The following is a 19,589-nucleotide window of genomic DNA, read 5'->3' as shown; positions in this document are numbered from 1 at the left end:
CCCTCAGGCCGCCCCGGAAGCAGACACCGAAGCCGCAAAGGAGAATCCCATGAGCGTGCCCTGCAAGGTCCTGATCACGGCGGCGACCGGCAACGTCGGCCCGCACGCCGCCCGGCACCTGCTGGAGGCGGGCGTCTCGGTCCGCGCCCTGGTGGTGAAGGACGACCCGAACATCGGACGGCTGCCCGCGGGCGTGGAGCTGGTCGAGGGCGACCTCGGCGACCCCGGCTCGATCGACGCCGCGCTCGACGGGATCAAGGGCGTCTTCTGGATGTGGCCGTTCTTCACGCTCGGCACGGAGACCGCGCTGGACGTCCTCCAGAAGATCGAGAAGCAGGCGAGCAGGCTCGTCCTGGTCTCGTCGGTCGGTGTCCACATCGGCCTCGAACCGCGCGACAACAACTGCCACGCCTACCTCGAAGGGCTGATCGAGGACCACACCAGCGACCTGGAGTGGACGTTCCTGCGCACCACCGGGTTCATGGCGAACGCCCTCGGATTCGCGCCCCAGGTCCGCAACGGCGGCGTCGTCCACTTCCCGTACGGCGCGGCGGCCCGGACGTCCGTCCACGAGGGCGACCTCGCGGCGGTCGGCGTGCGGGCCCTCACCGGTGACGGCCACGCGGGGAAGCGCTACCTGGTCACCGGCCCCGAGCTCCTCACCCAGGAGGAGCAGCTGCACATCATCGGGGAGGAGATCGGCCGCGAGCTGACGTGGGAGGACGTCCACGCCGACGCCGCCCGCGAGCAGATGGTCGCCGCGGGCTGGCCGCCCGACTACGCCGACGGCGCCCTCGACTACTTCAAGCAGCTGACCGGCGAGCCCGAGGTCGGGTCGGACGTCGTACGAGAGGTCACCGGCAAGCCCGCCCGCACGTTCCGCGACTGGGCGAGGGAGCGCGCGGATGCCTTCCGCTGAGCACACCGAGGGCGCCGAGCACGTCACGTTCGAGATCTTCCGCACCGACGGTCCCGCGACGGCGGGCGCTCTGGTCGAGGCGGCCAAGGGGCTCCTCGACCCCGTCACGGCCCGGGTCCACACCGCTCTGGACGACATGGCCGTCGTGATCCGCACAGTGCGGCCGGACGCCGCGTCCAGCCACACCACGGGCAAGCTGGCCGACCACGCGGGCGTGCTCTCGACGACGACGTTCCAGGGCACCTCCGTCCCCGGGCTGACCGGCCCCGAGGCCGGGCGGGAACCGGGGATCGTGGCGGTCGCGACCCGGCACTTCGCGGGCCGCGACTCCGCCGCCGCGGTGCTGCGGCTGCTCGCGGGCAGCGGCGAGTGGAAACGCGACTTCCCCGGCTTCATCTCGGCGACGCCCTATCTCAGCCCGGACGGCCGGACGTTCGTCAACTACCCGATGTGGGTGGACGAGGCGGCCTACCGGGCGTGGATGGCCGACCCGCGGATCGCCGAAGGCCAGGAGGAGATCGCCCGCCTGGAGGTCGCGCCGCCCGAGTACCTCGTCTGCCGCGTGACATGACCGGGATCGTGCTGGACGCCGCCGGCGTCCCGATCTCGGCGCTGCTGGCGGAGCCGCCGGGCGGCGCGCCGCCTCGCGCGGTCATCGCGGCGTTGCACGGGGCGGGCCTGCGCGCCGGCTACTTCGACGGCCGGGCCGACCCGGGGCAGTCGCTGCTGCGCCTCGGCGCAAGCCTCGGATTCTCGGTGCTGGCGCTCGACCGGCCCGGCTACGGCGCCTCGGCCGAGGTTCTCCCCGACGGGCAGCCGCTCGTCGAGCAGGCGGCCACCGTGCACGCGGCGCTCGCCGACTTCGCCGCCCACCACCCGACCGGTGCGGGGATCTTTCTCCTTGGGCACTCCTACGGCGGCAAGCTCGCGCTCGTCACCGCCGCCGACGAGACCCGGGGCGGCACCCTCCTCGGGATCGACGTCTCGGGCGTCGGCCACCGGTACGCGGTGGACGAGCGCCACGTCGCCAGGTTCAAGGAACGCGAAACCTGGGCGATGCACTGGGGGCCGCTGAGCCTCTACCCGCCGGGGACCTTCCGGTCCGCCGGCCCGATCACCGCCGACGTGCCGGCCTGGGAGACCGCGGAGGCCTGGGACTGGCCGGACCGCTACCCGGACTTCGCCGCCCGCGTGCGGGTGCCGATCCGGGTCACCTTCGCCGAACACGAACGCTGGTGGCACCACGACGAGGAGTCCCTCAGGGAGCTGACCGCCGGCCTGAAGACCGCACCACTGGTCGTCGTCGACCGGCTGGCCAACGCCGGGCACAACCTCAGCCTCGGTGTGGCCGCGCGCACCTATCACCTGCGGGCCCTCGCGTTCCTCGAGGAATGCCTGGCAACACCCCGTACTGGAGGCCTGCGATGGGCGAATCAGGACACTCGGCAGCGCTGCTGAGTCCGGACTACTACCAGAACCCGTATCCCACGTTCGCGTGGCTCAGGGAGAACTCCCCGGTGCACGAGTTCCAGTTCCCGGCGGGCGACGTGCGCATGTGGATCGTGACGCGCTACGCCGACGTGCGCACCGTGCTCGGCGATTCGCGCTTCAGCTCCCAGGGCGGCACGTGGGGGAGCGAGGAGTTCAAGGCGGCCGGGCTGGTGGCCGGCGCCGGCAGCGTGCTGGAGAAGGCGGTCACGGTCGTCGACCCGCCCGACCACACCCGCCTCCGCCGCCTCGCCATGCGCGCGTTCACCCCGCGCCGCATCGAGGAGTGGCGCGGGATCGTCGCGCAGACCGTGACCGCGACCCTCGACCGCTGCCAGGAGCTCGGGCGCTTCGACGTGATGGAGGACTTCGGCGGCGTGGTGTCGGCCGGGGTGATGGGCGAGATCCTCGGCTTCCGCATCGAGCGGCACGAGGAGCTGGTCGAGACGCTGGCCAAGGTCTTCCCGTCCGATCCGGCGCTCATGGAGCACGTTCCCGAGGGCATGGCCCAGATCTGCGCCTACGCGGAGCAGCTCGTCATCGAGAAGCGCGCCGCGCCCGCGGACGACCTGGTCTCCGACCTCGTCCAGGCGGGGGAGGCGGGCGACCGGCTGTCGCGGGACGAGCTCGTCGCGATGGTCGCGGCCATGATCCTGGCGGGCAGCGACACGATCCGCGCGTTCGTCGGCAACGCCGTGCTGGCGCTGCTCGACCACCCCGACCAGGCGGCGCTGCTGCGCTCCCGGCCCGACCTCGCGCCGGGGGCCGTCGAGGAGCTACTGAGGTACGAGGGCGCGCTGAGCACCGCGCTCTTCCGGCTGGCCACCGAGGACCTGGAGCTGAACGGGACCAAGCTGCCCGCCGGAGCCCCGGTGATCGCGGCGATCCTCGCCGCCAACCGCGACCCGCGCCGGTTCGACGATCCGGACCGCCTGGACATCACCCGGACCGGCGTCCGCCACCTCGGTCTCGGCCATGGCCTGCACAACTGCCTCGGTGCGGCGCTCGCCCGCCTGGAGGGAGAGATCGCCGTCCCGGCGCTGTTCCGGAGGTTCCCGGGGCTGGAGCCCGCCCTTCCGCGGGACGAGATCCGCTACATCGACAACTGGGCGATGCGCCGCATCGAGCGGCTTCCCGTCGTCCCCACCCCGGCGCGATGAGGGCGCGGCTGCGGATCGACCGCGAGCTGTGCGTCGGCAGCGGCCTCTGCGAGGCGATGTCGCCCGAGCTCTTCACCCTCGCAGACGACGGGCTGGCCGTCCTGAACGAGCGGCGGCTCGCCGACCTCGCCCGCCTCGCGACCGCGCAGGACGTCGCCGACTGCTGTCCCAGCGGCGCGATCCTCCTCGAGCGAGACCACGACACCGACCAGGAAGGGGCAGGGCGTTGACGGAGACCGAGACCCGCGCCGCCGACACCAGCGAGGCGATCATCGCCCCGCTGTGGGAGCGCAACTACGACTGGCTGACGACCCGGATCATCCAGGGGCTACCGCTCGAACCGACCTGGCACTGTCTCGACGTGGGCGCCGGCGGCGGGTCGATGTCCTACTGGCTGGCCGAACGGGTCCCGCAGGGCTCGGTCATCGCGGTCGACACCGACACCAGCCTGCTCGACCACGGCCGGGCGCCGAACCTGATCGTCGAGGAGGCCGACATCACCGTCAAGGGGCCCGGCGAGCCGGCGTCGCTCGACTTCATCCTCATCCGGGCCGTGCTGTCGCTCGTCCCCGACGCGGACGAGCTGATCGCCCGCGCGGTGAGCTGGCTGCGGCCCGGCGGCTGGCTGCTCGCCGAGGACTTCTACTTCATGCCCGCCGCCGACAGCCCGACCGAGAACGGACGGGCCGTGGTCGGCGCGTACACCAGGGCGTTCGAGCTCGGCGGTGCCGACCCCCGGGTGGGGCGGCGCCTGCCGCACCTCCTGCCCACGGCCGGGCTGACCGACGTGGAGACGAAGGTGCGGCCGCTCGGCCCGGGCACGGGCGAGACGGAGAACGCCCTGATGCGGGCCCGGATGGAGCTCCAGGGGCAGCCGCTGATCGACAACGGTCTGCTCACCGCCGCGGAGATCAGCGAGTTCGTCGGCGCGATGGACCGGCCGGAGGGGCGGGATGTCACCACCCTGCTGTTCTCCGTGTGGGGCCGGCGGCCGAGCCGGTGAAGGAGGAGCCCGTGACCGAGAAGAGGACCCAGCCCATGCACAGCACCCTGATCGTCGCCAAGATGGCCGGTGACGACAGCGCCGACGTCGCGCGGCTCTTCGCCGAGTTCGACCGGACGGACATGCCGCACCTGATGGGAACCCGGCGCCGGCAGCTGTTCAAATACCAGGGCCTGTACTTCCACCTGCAGGACTTCGACTCCGAGAGCGGCGGCGACGCCATCGAGGAGGCCAAGGCGCACCCGCTGTTCAAGCAGATCAGCGAGGACCTCCGGCCGTTCATCACGCCGTACGACCCGAACTGGCGCACGCCGTCGGACGCCATGGCGGCCCGCTTCTACCGGTGGGATCCGCGGTGACCCGGCGCGTCGTCGTCACCGGGATCGGGGTGCTCGCCCCGGGCGGCCTGGGCGTGAAGAACTACTGGAGCCTGCTCACCGAGGGGCGCACCGCGACCCGCGGCATCACCTTCTTCGACCCTTCGCCGTTCCGCTCCCGGATCGCGGCCGAGTGCGACTTCGAGCCCGCCGCGCACGGCCTGACCTCGCAGGAGATCCGGCGGATGGACCGGGCCGCGCAGTTCGCCGTGGTCGCCACGCGGGAGGCGGTCGCCGACAGCGGGATCGAGCTCGGCGAGGAGGACCTGACCCGCACCGGCGTCACGGTCGGCAGCGCGGTCGGCGCCACCATGGGGCTCGAGGAGGAGTACCGCGTCGTCAGCGACGACGGCCGGCTCTGGAACGTCGATCCCGACTACGTCGTCCCGCACCTCTACAACTATCTGGTGCCCAGTTCGTTCGCCGCGGACGTGGCGTGGGCGGTCGGCGCCGAGGGACCCGCCGCCGTGGTGTCCACCGGCTGCACCTCCGGGCTGGACTCGGTCGGGTACGCGGCGGAGCTGGTCCGGGAGGGCACCGCCGACCTGATGATCGCCGGGGCGGCCGACGCCCCGATCTCGCCGATCACGCTCGCCTGCTTCGACGCGATCAAGGCGACCAGCCCGCGCAACGACGACCCCGAGACGGCCTCGCGGCCGTTCGACGGGACGCGCGACGGCTTCGTGCTCGGTGAGGGCGCGGCCATGTTCGTGCTGGAGGAACTGGAGAGCGCGAGGCGGCGCGGGGCCCGGATCTACGCCGAGATCGCGGGGTACGCGACGCGCTGCAACGCCTACCACATGACCGGTCTCAGGCCGGACGGCCGGGAGATGGCCGAGGCGATCGACGGTGCCTTGGCGGAGGCGCGGCTGCCCGGTGGGAGCGTGGACTACGTCAACGCGCACGGCTCGGGCACCAAGCAGAACGACCGGCACGAGACCGCCGCGTTCAAGCGCAGCCTGGGCGCCCACGCCTACCGGACCCCGGTCAGCTCGATCAAGTCGATGATCGGCCATTCGCTGGGCGCCATCGGCTCGCTGGAGATCGCCGCGTCGCTGCTGGCGATCGACCAGGACGTGGTACCGCCGACCGCCAACCTGCACACGCCCGACCCCGAGTGCGACCTGGACTACGTGCCGCTCGCAGCCCGCGAGCAGCGCACCGACGTGGTGCTGACGGTCGGCAGCGGTTTCGGCGGGTTCCAGAGCGCGATGGTGCTGGCCGATCCCGAACGGGTCGACGCGACGTGAGTGAGCCGAAGGGGCGCTGCGCGGTCGTCACGGGAATCGGTGTGACGGCGCCCAACGGTCTCGGCACGGCGGCGTTCTGGACGTCGACGCGCGCCGGCACGGGCGGGATCGCGCCCGTCAAACGGTTCGACGCGGCCGGTTACCCGGCCCGGCTCGCCGGAGAGGTGCCCGGGTTCGTCGCCGAGGACCACCTGCCGAGCCGGCTGCTCCCGCAGACCGACCACATGACCCGGCTGGCCCTGGTCGCGGCGGACTGGGCGCTCCAGGACGCCGGGGCCGTCCCGGCGGATCTGCCCGAGTACGGGATGGGGGTGGCCACGGCCGCGTCGTCGGGCGGGTTCGAGTTCGGCCAGCGCGAGCTGCAGAACCTGTGGAGCAAGGGGAGCCGGCACGTCAGCGGCTACCAGTCGTTCGCCTGGTTCTACGCCGTCAACACCGGCCAGATCTCCATCCGCAACGGCATGCGCGGCCCGTCCAGCGTCGTCGTCAGCGACCAGGCGGGCGGGCTGGACGCCGTCGCCCAGGCCAGGCGGCAGATCCGCAAGGGAACCGGGCTGATGCTCACCGGCGGCGTCGACGGCTCGGTGTGCCCGTGGGGCTGGGTGGCGCAGCTCGCCTCCGGGCGGCTGAGCCGCGGCGACGTCCCCGACCGCGCCTACCAGCCCTTCGACCGGGCGGCCCGCGGGCATGTCGCGGGCGAGGGCGGCGCGATCCTCGTCCTTGAGGACTCCGCGTCCGCCGCCGAACGGGGCGCCCCCCGCTACGGCGAGATCGCGGGCTGCGCCGCCACGTTCGACCCCAAGCCGGGCAGCGGGCGGCCACCCGGGCTGCGCCGCGCGATCGAACTGGCGCTCGCCGACGCCGGGCTGGCCCCCACCGACATCGATGTCGTCTTCGCCGACGCGGCCGCGGTGCCCGAGCTCGACCGGATCGAGGCCGCGGCGATCGGCGCGGTCTTCGGCCCGGGCGGGGTGCCGGTCACCGCGCCCAAGACGATGACCGGCCGCCTCTACTCCGGGGCGGGCCCGCTCGATCTGGCGGCCGCCCTGCTCGCGCTGCGCGACCAGGTCATCCCGCCCACGGTGAACGTGACCCCGGCCGCCGAGTACGAGCTCGACCTGGTGGCCGGCGCCGCCCGCCCGGCCCGCCTGCGGGCCGCGCTGGTGCTGGCCCGCGGCCACGGCGGCTTCAACTCCGCGATCGTGCTGCGTGCCTGATATCGGAACACACGAAAGAGGGATCGATCCATGGCTGACCAGGAGTTCACCCTGCCCGACCTCCGGCGCGTGCTGGTCCAGGCCGCCGGCGAGGTGGCCGGGCTCGACGGCGACATCCTCGATGTCGGCTTCGAGGAACTGGGCTACGACTCGCTCGCCCTGCTGGAGGCCTCCGGCCGCATCGAACGCGAGCACGGCATCCGGCTGGAGGAATCGGCACTCGTCGACGCCCGGACGCCGCGGGCGCTGCTCGCGGTCGTCAACGCCACCCTTCCCGCCGCCGGTGCGGCCTGAGCGACCCGAGGAACCGACATGCCCACCACATCGCATCCGCACGCCATCGTCACCGGGGCGACCAGCGGGATCGGCCTCGCCGTCACCCGGACCCTGGCGGCGCAGGGCCACCGGGTCTTCATCTGTGCCCGAAGCGCCGAGAACGTGACCACCGTCGCCAAACGGCTCACCGACGAGGGACTCGAGGTCGACGGGGCCGCGTGCGACGTCCGCGACGCCGCCGAGATCGCCCGGCTCGTCCGGGCGGCCGTGGACCGCTTCGGCCCGGTGGATGTGCTGGTCAACAACGTCGGCCGCAGCGGCGGCGGGGTCACCGCGGACATCTCCGACGACCTGTGGTTCGACGTCATCGACACCAACCTCAACAGCGTCTTCCGGATGACCCGCGAGGTGCTGAACGCGGGTGGCATGCGGGCCGGGGACCGCGGCCGCATCGTCAACATCGCGTCCACGGCGGGCAAGCAGGGCGTCGTGCTCGGCGCCCCGTACTCGGCGTCCAAGCACGGTGTGGTCGGGTTCACCAAGGCGCTGGGCAACGAGCTCGCCCCGACCGGCATCACGGTGAACGCGGTGTGCCCCGGCTATGTCGAGACCCCGATGGCCGAAAGGGTCCGGCAGGGCTACGCCGCCGCGTGGGACATCACGGAGGACGCTGTCATGGCGAAGTTCTCCGCCAAGATCCCGCTCGGCCGCTACTCCACCCCGGAGGAGGTGGCCGGGCTGGTCGGATACCTGGTCACCGACACCGCGGCCTCGATCACCGCCCAGGCGCTCAACGTCTGCGGCGGCCTCGGCAACTTCTAAGGGAGCAGATGATGACGACGCGCGAGGTCGAGCACGAGATCACCGTGGACGCCCCGGCGGCGGACGTCTACCGGCTCATCGCCGAGGTGGCGAACTGGCCGCGGATCTTTCCGCCGACCGTCCATGTCGCCCACCTGGAACGCGGCGACCGCGCGGAGCGAATCCAGATCTGGGCCACCGCCAACGGCGAGCCCAAGACCTGGACGTCGCGCCGCAGCCTCGATCCCGATGGGCTGTGCATCACCTTTCGCCAGGAGAAGAGCACCCCGCCGGTGGCCTCGATGGGCGGCACCTGGGTGATCGAACCCGCGGGCGAGGGCCGCAGCCGCATCCGGCTGCTGCACGACTACCGTGCGATCGACGACGATCCCGCCGGGCTGGCCTGGATCGACGAGGCGGTGGACCGCAACAGCCGGTCCGAGCTGGCCGCCCTCAAGACCAACGTCGAGGCGGCCATCGCCGCCGAGGCGGACCTGCTGCTGTCGTTCGAGGACACACTCCGGGTGGACGGTTCGGCTGAGGACGTCTACGACTTCCTGAACGAGGCGCAGCTCTGGGAGAAACGGCTGGCGCACGTGGCCAGGGTCGAGCTCACCGAGGACGAGCCCGGCGTCCAGATCCTGGAGATGGACACCCGGACCAAGGACGGCTCGACGCACACCACCAAGTCGATCCGGGTGTGCTTCCCGCATGAGCGGATCGTCTACAAGCAGATCGGGCTGCCCGCGCTGCTCAGCCTGCACACCGGCTACTGGTTGATCCGGCCGGAAGGCGACGGCGTGACCGTCACCGCCGAGCACACCGTCGTCATCGACTCGGCCAACATCGCGACGGTCCTCGGCGCCGGGGCGGGTGTCGCGGAAGCCAAGGCGTTCGTGCGGAAGGCGCTCAGCGGGAACAGCACCGCCACCCTCGGCTACGCGAAGGAGTACGCCGAGGGCGCGAGGTGACGGTGAAGCACGGAACCGAGTCCAATGCCTTGACTCAACGCCTTGACTTCAACCTCGGTTCAAGTCGCACGGTGAGGTTTGTCGCCCGAGACGGACCTTGGAGACCCCGTGTTGCTCCGGCTCTTGCAGGACACCCGCACCGCGGTGGCGGTGCTCGGCCTCGGCCTGGTCACGATCGCGCTCGCCGTGATCGCGGTCCCGAAGACCCGGCGCGCCGCCCCCCGTGCCGAGCGCGTCCAGGAGATCCACAACGACGAACCGGGCCCTGAACCCGGTGCCGGGCCCGGCCCTGAACCCGGCCTTGAACCCGGTGCCGGGCCCGGCGTGGTGCCGCCGCACGGCCTGGTCGAGCTGCGCGGCGTGGAGTTCAGGTGTTCGGGCACGGGCCTGCCCGTTCTCCAGGACATCGACCTGGTGGCCGGGCCGGGCGAGATCGTCGCGGTGACCGGCGCCGCCGGCAGCGGCAAGAGCACCCTGCTCCAGCTCATCCGGCGCCTGTTCGACGCCCGCGAGGGGCAGGTGCTCATCAACGGCGTGAACGTGCGGGACCTGGCCCCCGGCCGCCTCGCCGAGATCGTCGGCTACGTACCGCAGAAGGCCTTTCTGTTCGGCGGGACGATCGGAGCCAACCTGCGGTACGGGCGGCTCGATGCGACCGACGCCGAGCTCTGGCACGCGCTGGACATCGCGCAGGGTACGGGTTTCGTGGTGAGTCTGCTGCAGGGCCTGGAGACGGAGATCCCGGAGGGCGGCGCAGGCCTGCCCGACGGCCATCGCCAGCGGTTGGCCATCGCCCGCGCGCTGGTCCAGCGGCCGGAGATCTACCTCTTCGACGACGTGTTCGCCTCGCTCGACCACATCACCGACGCGGCCCTGCGCGCCGCGCTCGCCGCCGAGGATGCGACGGTCATCATCGCGGCCCGGCGAATCGGCACGATCCGGCATGCCGACCGGATCGTGGTGCTCGACAGGGGCCGCATCGCCGGGATCGGCACGCACGACGAACTGATGGCGGAGAACGGCGTCTACCGGCGGGCCGCGCAGTCCGAGCTCGACGAACGGCAGGCGGAGTGAGTGAACGGGGACGGCTCAGAGCGTTGCAGGAATGCCGGCCCGGAGGCTTGACCTCAACCTCAGTTCAACTTTTAGCCTCGAGATCACAGACGCATTCGAAGATCCTCCGAAAGGACCGTCATGGCCGAAAAGAAACTGCGTCTCCTTGTGATTGTCGGAAGCGTGCGGGGTGGGCGCCTGGCCCCGACCGTCGGCAATTGGTTCGCCGCGGAGACGAAGGAATTCGGTGAGTTCGAGGTCGATCTGCTCGATCTCGCGGACGTCGATCTGCCGCTGTCGATGCCGGCGTTCGGTGAGGAGCTCCCGCCCGAGGTGAAGGCCGTCCAGGAACCGCTGACAGAGCGGGTAGCCAGGGCGGACGCCTACGTCGTCGTCACACCCGAGTACAACCACAGCTACCCGGCCGCGCTCAAGAACGTGATCGACTGGCACCTCACCGAGTGGGCGGCCAAGCCGGTCGGGTTCGTCTCGTACGGCGGCGTCTCCGGTGGCCTGCGCGCCACCGAGCACCTGCGGGGGGTGTTCGCCGAGCTGCACACGGTGACCGTGCGCGAGACCGTCAGCTTCACCAACGCCTGGGAACACTGGGACCAGGAGGGCAATGGGCCCAAGGAGCCCGAGATCTGCCGCGACGCGGCCAAGAGGCTCCTGGTCCAGCTGCACTGGTGGGCGCGGGTACTCGCGGACGCCAAGGAGAAGACGCCCTACCCGGCCTGACAGCGGCCCCGCACGAGACCGACCTCACGGCCCCCGCTCGGTCTCGCCGTCCCCTGTCACAGGGGACCCAGAGGAGGCGCGACGCGCTCGCGCCTCCTCTGCGTTTCCGGGGGTCTTTCTCGTTGATTTAGGAGTGGAACCGATGAGCACCCCGACCGTCTCCCCGCTCCGGCCGCGCGCCGAATCCGGGCTGGCCGCGCGGCTCGCCCGGTCCGCCGCCGCGGTCACCGAGGGCGCGGACCTGACCACCGAGGGCGTGTTCGGCTGGATGGCCGAACGCGTCGCGACCCACGACTTCAAGGTGGACCGGATCCCCTTCGCCGAGCTCGACGGCTGGTCGTTCGACGCGGCCACCGGAGACCTGCGCCATCGCAGCGGGCGGTTCTTCTCCGTCGAAGGGCTGCGGGCCCGGGTGAACGACACGACCGGCGTCGTGCCGGACCGCGAGTGGGCGCAGCCGATCCTCAACCAGCCCGAGATCGGCATCCTCGGGCTGCTGGTCAAGGAGTTCGACGGAGTCCCGCACATCCTGCTGCAGGCCAAGATGGAGCCTGGCAACTCCAACCTGCTCCAGCTGTCGCCGACCGTGCAGGCCACGTGGAGCAACTACAACCGGGTCCACAAGGGCACCGCGGTCGGTTACCTCGAGTACTTCAACGGGCCCAAGCGTGGCCGGGTGCTCGCGGACGTGCTGCAGTCCGAGCAGGGCTCGTGGTTCTTCCGCAAGGTCAACCGCAACGTGATCGTGGAGGTGACCGGCGAGGTCCCACCGCACGAGGACTTCCGCTGGCTGACCCTTGGGCAGATCGGGGCGCTGCTGCGCCGCGACACCATCGTCTCGATGGACCTGAGGTCGGTGCTCTCCTGCCTGCCGTTCGACCGGGCCGAGGCCGGCGCTCTGCACGCCGACGCCGACGTGCTCTCCTGGTTCACCGGCGTGCGCAGCCGGTACGACGTGCGCTCCTCCTGCATGCCGCTCGCGGACGTGCCGGGCTGGGTGCGCACCGACTCGGTCATCCAGCACGAGACGGGCCGCTACTTCCGCATCGTCGGCGTCGGCGTCGAGGCGAGCAGCCGCGAGGTCGCCGGCTGGACCCAGCCGCTGCTGGAGCCCGTCGAGCCAGGGGTCATCGCGTTCCTCTCCTGCCGGATCGAGGGAGTCCCGCACGTCCTCGCGCACGCCCGATCCGAGGGTGGGTTCGCCGACTCGGTGGAGATCGGCCCCACCGTCCAGTGCACGCCGGGCCAGCACGCGGACACCGCGGACCGGCCCGCGTTCCTGGACCAGGTGCTGACGGCGGATCCGGCGCGCGTCCGCTACTCGGCGGTGCAGTCGGAGGAGGGTGGCCGGTTCCTGAACGCCGACAACCGGTACCTGGTGATCGACGTCGACGAGCCGTTCGCACCCCCGCCCAACTACCGCTGGGTCACGCACGGCCAGCTCAATCTGCTGGTCCGGCACGGTCACTACCTCAATGTCCAGGCCCGCACGCTGCTCGCGTGCCTCAACTCCATGTCCGCGTAGCGCCGATGGGGAGCCACATGTCTGAAGCCGCGGTCCGCGTGGTCGTCACCGGGATCGGGGTCATCTCGAGCATCGGGACGGGCGCGGAGGAGTTCACCCGGGGCCTGCGGGAGGGCCGCAGTGGCATTTCGCCGATCACCTCGTTCGACACCACCGGATTCGAGCATGTCAACGGCGGTGAGGTGCACGGCTTCATGCCGGCCGAGTGGATCCGCCGCACGCCGGTGGAGACGCTCGGCCGGGCCGCCCGGTTCTCCGTGGCGGCCGCCCGGATGGCGGTCGCGGACGCCGGCCTGACCGACCCGGAGCTGGCCGGCCGCCGGGCGCACATCTGCGTGGGCACCACCGACGGCGAGTCCCGTGAGCTGGACCTGCTCACCGAGTACCTTCTCGAGGCGGAGCCGCAGCGGGGGGTGCGGGGGGCCGTCCCTCCACGGGCGACACAGCTCGCGGAAGAGCCGCGGTCGTGGATCCCCAAGGCCGCGGCGGCCGTCCCTGCGGGCCGGCTGTCCGCGGCCATCGCGGCCGAGCTCGGCATGTCCGACGTGGACGCGAGCACGCTCACCACAGCGTGCTCGGCGGGGAACTACGCTATCGGCTCCGGCCTCGACGCGCTCAGGCTCGGCGAGGCCGACCTGGCCCTGTGCGGCGGTGCCGACGCCGTCTGCCGGAAGACGTTCACCGCGTTCTACCGGCTGGGCACGATCGCGCCCGACGTCTGCCGCCCGTTCGACAAGGACCGGGAGGGCATCATCACCGGCGAGGGCGGCGCCGTCCTGGTGCTGGAGACCCTGGAGTCCGCACGGCGAAGGGGAGCGAGGATCTACGCCGAGGTGCTCGGCTACGGCCTCAACTGCGACGCGTATCACCCCGTCGCGCCGGACCAGGACAGCATCGCCCGCTGCATGGAACTCGCCCTCAAGGACGCGGACGTGCGCCCCGAACAGGTCGATCTCATCTCGGCGCACGGCACCGGCACGAAGGCCAACGACGTCACCGAATGCCGCGCCGTCCACGCGGTGTTCGGCGGCCGCCCGCCACGCACGGTCTCTCTCAAGTCGATGCTCGGCCACACCATGGGCGCTGCGAGCGCGCTGGCGGCGGCGGCCTGCTCGCTCGCCCTCACGCACGGCTTCGTCCCGCCGACCATCAACCATCGCGAGACCGATCCGGAGTGCGACATCGACTGCGTCCCCAATCGCTTCGTGCCGGCGGACCTGGAGATCGTGCAGAGCAACGGGCTGGCCTTCGCGGGCAACAACTGCGTGGTGCTCTTCGGCAGATACAAGGGGCAGGGCTCATGAACGACTCGGCACGCGGCGGCGCCCTCCGGCCGGTCATCACGGCCTGGTCGGCCTTCTCCCCGTACGGGCGGGGCCGAGCGGCCTTCATCGAGGGGGTCGCAGAAGGGCGGACGGCCGTCGGTGTGCTCGACCGGGACGGCTGGGACACCCCGGACGAGCGCGCGGGGCTGGTGCCCGGCTTCGAGACGCGCGCGGTGCTCGGCAAGAAGGGCACCCGCGGCATGGACCGGCTGGCCGGGCTCGCCGTCGCCACCGTGCGCGACCTGCACGCGGAGCGGCCCGGCGACGCGACGACCGCGCTGGTGCTCGGCACGACCACGGGCAGCGCCCAGACGATGATGGACATCACCCGGACCGGGCTGACAGCGCCGCTGCCCCATCTCATCGACCCCGCCGCCATCCCGTACGGCGTCATGAACGGTGCCGCGGGCCAGTGCGCGATCTGGCACGGCTACCACGGTCCCAACGCCACGATCGCCGCCGGCAGGCCGACCGGCCTGGCGGCCCTCGGCTACGCGCGGCGGCTGCTGCGCGCCAGGCGGGCGCGGACCGTGGTGTGCGGCGCTGCCGAGGACTACAGTCACGCGCGTTCGTGGCTGGAGTCCCACGGCGAAGACGGCGTCGAGGGCACGGTGCTGGGCGAGGGCTGCGCGATGTTCGCGGTCGGCCTGCCGCCCGCGGACGGCGGCCCGGTGCTGGCCGAGGTGCTCGCGCTGGACTTCCGGATCTGCCTGGACGGGGAGTGGGGCGCCGCCGTCGACCGCTCGGTGCGGACGGTCCTGAGCCCGAGCGGCGCGGACGTCTGGGTCGCCTGTGCCTCGGGCGCCGCGGGGCCGGCCGGGAAGGCCGAGCAGGCGGCGCTCGACGAGGCCGCGCCCGCGGAGACCCGCCTCACCCCGCTGCCGGAGTTCATCGGGGAGACCCATGCCGCCTCGGCCGCGTTCCAGCTCGGCGCCGTGCTGGGCCTGGCCGAGCGGACCCCTGAGGCGGCCGGCCGGACCGCGGTGATCACCTCGGTCGATCCGCCGAGCGGCACGGTCGCCGCGGCGCTGCTGCGATTGGGGGAGCGGCGGTGACGCCGGACGTGGCGAGCCCGGTCGTGGCGGTGCCCGTGGCAGGGGAGACACGGGCGAGCGTCACCGTCGACCCGGCGGAGACCGTGTTCGCCGGGCACTACCCCGGGCAGCCGATTCTGCCGGGCGTCTGCGTCGTGGAGTACGTGCGGCTGGCCACCGCACCGCCGGGCTGGCGGCTGGCGGACATCGAGTCGAGCCGGTTCCTGCGGCCGGTGCTGCCCGCCGACCGGCTCACCATCGAGTGGACCTGGTCGGACGAGGGGCCGGACCGGCGCTGCTCGGCCACGGTCTCGACGGAACGCGGCGTCACCGCGAGGGTGAGGATCCGATTCGTGCGGGAGGACGCGACGTGATCGGCGCGGACGGGCTCAAGGGACTGCTGCCGCATCGCTATCCCATGCTGCTGGTCGATCGTGTGACCGAGGTCGTGCCCGGCGAGCGGCTGACCGCGCTCAAGGCGGTGACCTGCAACGAACCGTGGTATGCCGCGCTGCCGGACGGGGCGGGCGATCTCGCGCACGACTACCCGGCCGTCCTGCTGGTCGAGTCATGGTGCCAGGCGGCCGGTGTGCTGGCGGGCGGCGGTGGCCGCGAGGCGGGCCGAGTGCCGCTCCTGGGGGGCGTCTCGGACGTGCGGCTGGTCGGCCGGGTGCGGCCGGGCGACGTGCTGACGCACCATGTCCGGCTTATCCGGGACGTGGCCGACACGCTCATCTTCGCCGGGGCGACCACCGTGGCGGACCGGCCCGTGATGGAGGTCGGCCGGGCGACGATGGCCGTGCGCTCCATAAAGCCCATTTAGTGCAATTAACGCAATCTTAGAGCCGGCGCTCTTGTGTGCCGAGGTGTGCCGAAGAGAGTATCGAGTATCTCCCGATAAGTGTCCTTATTGGGCGAATTTCCGGAGGCCGCGTGCGCAAGATTCTGATCGCCAACCGTGGTGAGATCGCGGTTCGTATCGCTCGCGCCTGCCGCGATGCGGGTTTGGCGAGTGTCGCGGTGTACGCCGATCCCGATCTGGACGCGTTGCACGTTCGGGTCGCCGACGAGGCGTATGCGCTGGGCGGTGCGTCCGCCGCCGACAGTTACCTGGACATCGACAAGCTGCTGAAGGTCGCGGCCGAGGCGGGTACGGACGCGGTGCACCCTGGTTACGGGTTCTTGGCCGAGAACGCCGACTTCGCCGCCGCGGTCGGGGACGCGGGGTTGACCTGGATCGGGCCGCCGCCCGCCGCGATCACCGCGTTGGGCGACAAGGTCCAGGCCCGGCACATCGCGGCCAAGGTCGGCGCGCCGTTGGTGGCCGGAACCAAGGACCCCGTCTCGGGCGCGGACGAGGTCGTCGCGTTCGCCGTCGAGCACGGCCTGCCGATCGCGATCAAGGCCGTCTACGGCGGCGGCGGTCGCGGCCTGAAGGTCGGCCGTGCCCTGGAGGAGATCCCCGAACTGTACGACTCGGCGGTCCGTGAGGCGGTCGCCGCGTTCGGCCGAGGCGAATGCTTCGTCGAACGCTACCTGCACAAGCCCCGGCACGTGGAGACCCAGTGCCTGGCCGACCGGCACGGCAACGTCGTGGTCGTCTCCACCCGCGACTGCTCGCTGCAACGCCGCCACCAGAAACTGGTCGAGGAGGCTCCGGCGCCGTTCCTGACCGGCGAGCAGGTCGACCTGCTTCGCACCTCCTCCAAGGCCATCCTGCGGGAGGCCGGGTACGTCGGGGCGGGCACGTGCGAGTTCCTGGTCGGCCAGGACGGGACGATCTCGTTCCTGGAGGTCAACACCCGGCTGCAGGTCGAGCACCCGGTCACCGAAGAGGTCACCGGGATCGACCTGGTCCGCGAGATGTTCCGGATCGCCGACGGCGAACCACTCGGCTACACCGACCCCGAACCACACGGCCACTCCATCGAGTTCCGCCTCAACGCCGAAGAGCCCGGCCGCGGCTTCCTGCCCGCGGTCGGCACGCTCACCACCCTGCAACCACCGACAGGCCCGGGCGTGCGGCTGGACACCGGCTACACGCAAGGCCAGACCGTGCCCCAGGCGTTCGACTCACTGATCGCAAAACTCATCGTCACCGGAGCCGATCGCCACCAGGCCATCCAACGCGCCCGCCGCGCCCTGACGGAATTCCGCGTCGAAGGCGTGCCCACCGTGCTGCCCTTCCACCAGGCCGTCCTCAACGACCCCGCCTTCACCCCGGCCGGCGACACCCCCTTCACCGTCCACACCCGCTGGATCGAAACCGAGTTCGACAACCGGATCCTGCCGCGTGATCCGCCCGAGGCCGCTGAGGAGGTCAGGCGGGAGCGGATCACGGTGCAGGTGGCGGGCAGGCGCATCGAGGTGCTCGTCCCCGCCCTTGCCGCGGCGCCGCCCACGAACGGGAGAGCGGCGCCCGTCCGGCGGCGCGGCGCCAAGAAGGGCAGCGACCCCCGGGCGTCCGGGGACTCGTTGGTCAGCCCGATGCAGGGCACGTTCGTGAAGATCCTCGTGGTGGAGGGCGCGGCCGTCGCGGCCGGCGACACCGTCGCCGTGCTGGAGGCCATGAAGATGGAGCAGCCCCTCACCGCCCACAAGGCCGGAACGATCACCGGTCTGGCCGCCGAGGTCGGCCAGACCGTCTCCAGCGGCACGGTCATCTGCGAGATCAAGGACTGAGATGCTGAGCGGATCACTCACACTGGACGCCGTCGCGTCGCACTTTCCGGAACGGACGGTCACGGTCGAGGAACGGGCCGCGGAGCTGGGGCTCAACGCGGCGCAGACCCATCTGTTCCGCCGGATCCAGGGGCTGGACCGGATGCGGATCGACCCGGAGATGGATCTCTACGACCTGCTGCTGCCGGCCGCGCGCGAGGCCCTCGCCGCCGCCGACCCCCGGTCCGTCCGCTACCTGATCTACGTGCACGCGGCGCAGGAGATCGGGCCGTCCACGGTCGACCCCGCCCGCGAGATCCGGGACGCGCTGGGCCTTCGGGACGCCACGGCGTTCGCGCTCACCCATCAGAGCTGCGCGGGCGGCCTGAGCGCGATCGACACCGCCGGGGCGCTCCTGCAGGCCGACGGCGACCCGTCCGCCACCGCGCTGATCGTGGCGGGGGAGAAGAACTACAGCCGCGGCACCCAGGTCATCTACAACGCCTGCCTTCTCGCCGAGGGTGCGGCGGCCTGCCTGGTGTCGTGGAACGGCCCGGGCGACCCCGTCCGCTCGTTCGTCGCCCGCACGCACGGCGAGCACTCCAGGCCGCAGCGCGTGCAGGGCGCAGTGGCCAACCGCATCCCCGAGGACCGCGCCACGCTGTTCGGCTCGGTGATGAAGGAGGCGGCGGCGCGGGCAGGGTGCGATCTCGCCGACATCCAGACCGTCATCTCGACCAACTCCAACATCGTTTTCCTGGGCGACATGACGCAGTACATGGAATTCCGGCCCGGAATGGTCTTCATGGACAACGTCCCCCGATACAGCCACTGCCTCGCCGCCGACCCGTTCATCAACTACGTGACGCTGCGCGATGAGAAACGGCTTGAGCCGGGACGCCATCAGCTGTTCTGGACCGTGGGAGTCGGCATGACCCTGGCCGCCATGGTCATCACCCACGTCGGGGGTGACCGATGAGGGGCCTGCGGCTGCACGGTGCCGCCGCGATCGCCGAGGTCCCGGAACAGGCGATCCAGCTCACCCCGGCGGGACGCGAGTACTTCGGCGACCTGGTCGAGCCGTTCGGCGCCAAGGTCGACGAGGACCTCCTGCAACGCCCGGGCGGGCATGTCTCCTACACCGACCTCGTCGAACGCCTGGTCGGGGAGGCCCCGGAGACGGCGATGGACCCGGACCTCGTGCTCCTCGCGTACGGCTTGCCGGACCTCAGCCCGGCGGTGAGCGTCGCCCCGTACCTGAACCATCTGACCGGCGGGCGGGCGATCGGCTTCGCCGTGACCGAGCAGGGGCTGGGCGCCCCGTTCACCGCGCTGCGCACCGCGGCCGCGTTCGCCCGGGTCGGCCGGTGTGAGCGGTTCGTGCTGGCCGCGGTCGAGCAGGCCCGGGTGCCGAGCCGCGACCCCGTGGTCCACGACCAGCGGCTGCACGGCTCGGGCGTCCTGCTCGTCTTCGACGTGTCGCCCGGCCCGGGCGTGGTCGAGGCGGTGCCCGCGCCGGTGGAGCCCGGTGGCCTGTGGGACAAGGTGGCCGAGGCCGCGGGCACGGAGGGGCACACGCTGGTCGTGGTCGGGCCATGGGCGTCCCGGCTGGAGAAGCCCCTGGAGGTCGCCGCCGACGTTCACCCGGTCGGGCCCGGCCACTACTGCACGAGCGTCTGGCTCGCCTTGGCCGAGCACGGCGCGCGCTGGACGGCCGAGTACGACCGGCTGGTGCTCTGCGACCGTGACCCCCGGTCGGGGGACGGCCACCTGGCCGTCCTCGGGGCTTGA

Annotated in this window: 22 protein-coding genes; all 22 read left to right on the top strand. The window is 71.9% G+C overall.

What is annotated here, in order from left to right; genetic code table 11:
- Window positions 1-49: 49 nt before the first annotated feature.
- The 22 genes from ABT299_RS06350 to ABT299_RS06245 all read left to right on the top strand — a co-directional run bounded on the left by ABT299_RS06350 (window position 50) and on the right by ABT299_RS06245 (window position 19,589).
- On the top strand, window positions 50-919 hold the full coding sequence (locus tag ABT299_RS06350; RefSeq protein ID WP_500249994.1) for an NAD(P)H-binding protein: 870 nt from the start codon (window positions 50-52) through the stop codon (window positions 917-919).
- Complete coding sequence (locus tag ABT299_RS06345) at window positions 906-1,490, top strand: antibiotic biosynthesis monooxygenase (RefSeq protein WP_500249993.1); 585 nt, start codon at window positions 906-908, stop codon at window positions 1,488-1,490. Before ABT299_RS06350 ends, ABT299_RS06345 begins: the two co-directional genes overlap by 14 nt.
- On the top strand, window positions 1,487-2,377 hold the full coding sequence (locus tag ABT299_RS06340) for an alpha/beta hydrolase family protein (protein ID WP_500249992.1): 891 nt from the start codon (window positions 1,487-1,489) through the stop codon (window positions 2,375-2,377). The genes ABT299_RS06345 and ABT299_RS06340 overlap by 4 nt, the downstream gene beginning before the upstream one ends.
- Window positions 2,344-3,567 carry a cytochrome P450 family protein gene (locus tag ABT299_RS06335; protein WP_194736620.1) on the top strand — a complete coding sequence of 408 codons (1,224 nt, stop codon included), beginning with the start codon at window positions 2,344-2,346 and terminating at the stop codon, window positions 3,565-3,567. The genes ABT299_RS06340 and ABT299_RS06335 overlap by 34 nt, the downstream gene beginning before the upstream one ends.
- Window positions 3,564-3,797 carry a ferredoxin gene (locus tag ABT299_RS06330; RefSeq protein WP_190853601.1) on the top strand — a complete coding sequence of 78 codons (234 nt, stop codon included), beginning with the start codon at window positions 3,564-3,566 and terminating at the stop codon, window positions 3,795-3,797. The genes ABT299_RS06335 and ABT299_RS06330 overlap by 4 nt, the downstream gene beginning before the upstream one ends.
- Entirely contained in the window at window positions 3,794-4,570 is a 777-nt protein-coding gene (locus ABT299_RS06325) for a class I SAM-dependent methyltransferase (protein ID WP_190853603.1), read from the top strand. The genes ABT299_RS06330 and ABT299_RS06325 overlap by 4 nt, the downstream gene beginning before the upstream one ends.
- Window positions 4,571-4,581: 11 nt before the next feature.
- On the top strand, window positions 4,582-4,929 hold the full coding sequence (locus ABT299_RS06320; protein WP_347256564.1) for a TcmI family type II polyketide cyclase: 348 nt from the start codon (window positions 4,582-4,584) through the stop codon (window positions 4,927-4,929).
- Window positions 4,926-6,197: a beta-ketoacyl-ACP synthase II gene (locus ABT299_RS06315; RefSeq protein WP_190853605.1), complete on the top strand. Its 1,272-nt coding sequence runs from the start codon at window positions 4,926-4,928 to the stop codon at window positions 6,195-6,197. Before ABT299_RS06320 ends, ABT299_RS06315 begins: the two co-directional genes overlap by 4 nt.
- The gene (locus tag ABT299_RS06310; RefSeq protein ID WP_500249991.1) at window positions 6,194-7,414 is read left to right on the top strand and encodes a ketosynthase chain-length factor; all 1,221 of its coding nucleotides are present in this window, start codon (window positions 6,194-6,196) and stop codon (window positions 7,412-7,414) included. The genes ABT299_RS06315 and ABT299_RS06310 overlap by 4 nt, the downstream gene beginning before the upstream one ends.
- Window positions 7,415-7,444: 30 nt before the next feature.
- Window positions 7,445-7,708: an acyl carrier protein gene (locus ABT299_RS06305; protein ID WP_500192522.1), complete on the top strand. Its 264-nt coding sequence runs from the start codon at window positions 7,445-7,447 to the stop codon at window positions 7,706-7,708.
- 18 nt (window positions 7,709-7,726) lie between these two features.
- The gene (gene fabG, locus ABT299_RS06300; protein WP_387028259.1) at window positions 7,727-8,512 is read left to right on the top strand and encodes a 3-oxoacyl-ACP reductase FabG; all 786 of its coding nucleotides are present in this window, start codon (window positions 7,727-7,729) and stop codon (window positions 8,510-8,512) included.
- Window positions 8,513-8,523: 11 nt separating this feature from the next.
- On the top strand, window positions 8,524-9,462 hold the full coding sequence (locus tag ABT299_RS06295) for an aromatase/cyclase (protein ID WP_500249990.1): 939 nt from the start codon (window positions 8,524-8,526) through the stop codon (window positions 9,460-9,462).
- Between the two features lie 108 nt (window positions 9,463-9,570).
- Window positions 9,571-10,536: an ATP-binding cassette domain-containing protein gene (locus ABT299_RS06290; protein WP_500249989.1), complete on the top strand. Its 966-nt coding sequence runs from the start codon at window positions 9,571-9,573 to the stop codon at window positions 10,534-10,536.
- A 120-nt stretch (window positions 10,537-10,656) separates the two neighbouring features.
- Window positions 10,657-11,253 (top strand): NADPH-dependent FMN reductase, encoded by a 597-nt coding sequence (locus tag ABT299_RS06285; RefSeq protein ID WP_190853620.1) that lies wholly within the window; start codon window positions 10,657-10,659, stop codon window positions 11,251-11,253.
- A 142-nt stretch (window positions 11,254-11,395) separates the two neighbouring features.
- On the top strand, window positions 11,396-12,778 hold the full coding sequence (locus ABT299_RS06280) for an NDP-hexose 2,3-dehydratase family protein (RefSeq protein WP_387028251.1): 1,383 nt from the start codon (window positions 11,396-11,398) through the stop codon (window positions 12,776-12,778).
- Between the two features lie 17 nt (window positions 12,779-12,795).
- The gene (locus tag ABT299_RS06275; RefSeq protein ID WP_500249988.1) at window positions 12,796-14,082 is read left to right on the top strand and encodes a beta-ketoacyl-[acyl-carrier-protein] synthase family protein; all 1,287 of its coding nucleotides are present in this window, start codon (window positions 12,796-12,798) and stop codon (window positions 14,080-14,082) included.
- Complete coding sequence (locus tag ABT299_RS06270) at window positions 14,079-15,158, top strand: beta-ketoacyl synthase N-terminal-like domain-containing protein (protein ID WP_190853625.1); 1,080 nt, start codon at window positions 14,079-14,081, stop codon at window positions 15,156-15,158. Before ABT299_RS06275 ends, ABT299_RS06270 begins: the two co-directional genes overlap by 4 nt.
- A complete protein-coding gene (locus tag ABT299_RS06265; protein ID WP_387028247.1) occupies window positions 15,155-15,511 on the top strand; it encodes an ApeI family dehydratase in 357 nt (118 codons plus the stop codon). The genes ABT299_RS06270 and ABT299_RS06265 overlap by 4 nt, the downstream gene beginning before the upstream one ends.
- Window positions 15,508-15,960 (top strand): 3-hydroxyacyl-ACP dehydratase FabZ family protein, encoded by a 453-nt coding sequence (locus ABT299_RS06260; protein WP_387028245.1) that lies wholly within the window; start codon window positions 15,508-15,510, stop codon window positions 15,958-15,960. The genes ABT299_RS06265 and ABT299_RS06260 overlap by 4 nt, the downstream gene beginning before the upstream one ends.
- A 110-nt stretch (window positions 15,961-16,070) precedes the next feature.
- On the top strand, window positions 16,071-17,819 hold the full coding sequence (locus ABT299_RS06255; RefSeq protein WP_500249987.1) for an acetyl/propionyl/methylcrotonyl-CoA carboxylase subunit alpha: 1,749 nt from the start codon (window positions 16,071-16,073) through the stop codon (window positions 17,817-17,819).
- A gap of 1 nt (window position 17,820) precedes the next feature.
- On the top strand, window positions 17,821-18,777 hold the full coding sequence (locus ABT299_RS06250; protein ID WP_190853632.1) for a 3-oxoacyl-[acyl-carrier-protein] synthase III C-terminal domain-containing protein: 957 nt from the start codon (window positions 17,821-17,823) through the stop codon (window positions 18,775-18,777).
- Window positions 18,774-19,589: a hypothetical protein gene (locus ABT299_RS06245; RefSeq protein WP_190853634.1), complete on the top strand. Its 816-nt coding sequence runs from the start codon at window positions 18,774-18,776 to the stop codon at window positions 19,587-19,589. Before ABT299_RS06250 ends, ABT299_RS06245 begins: the two co-directional genes overlap by 4 nt.

Source organism: Spirillospora sp. NPDC000708, assembly GCF_040299565.1.
GTDB lineage: Bacteria > Actinomycetota > Actinomycetes > Streptosporangiales > Streptosporangiaceae > Spirillospora.
The sequence above is the reverse complement of the archived record's forward strand: the minus strand, read 5'-3'. Positions and strand labels throughout refer to the sequence as shown.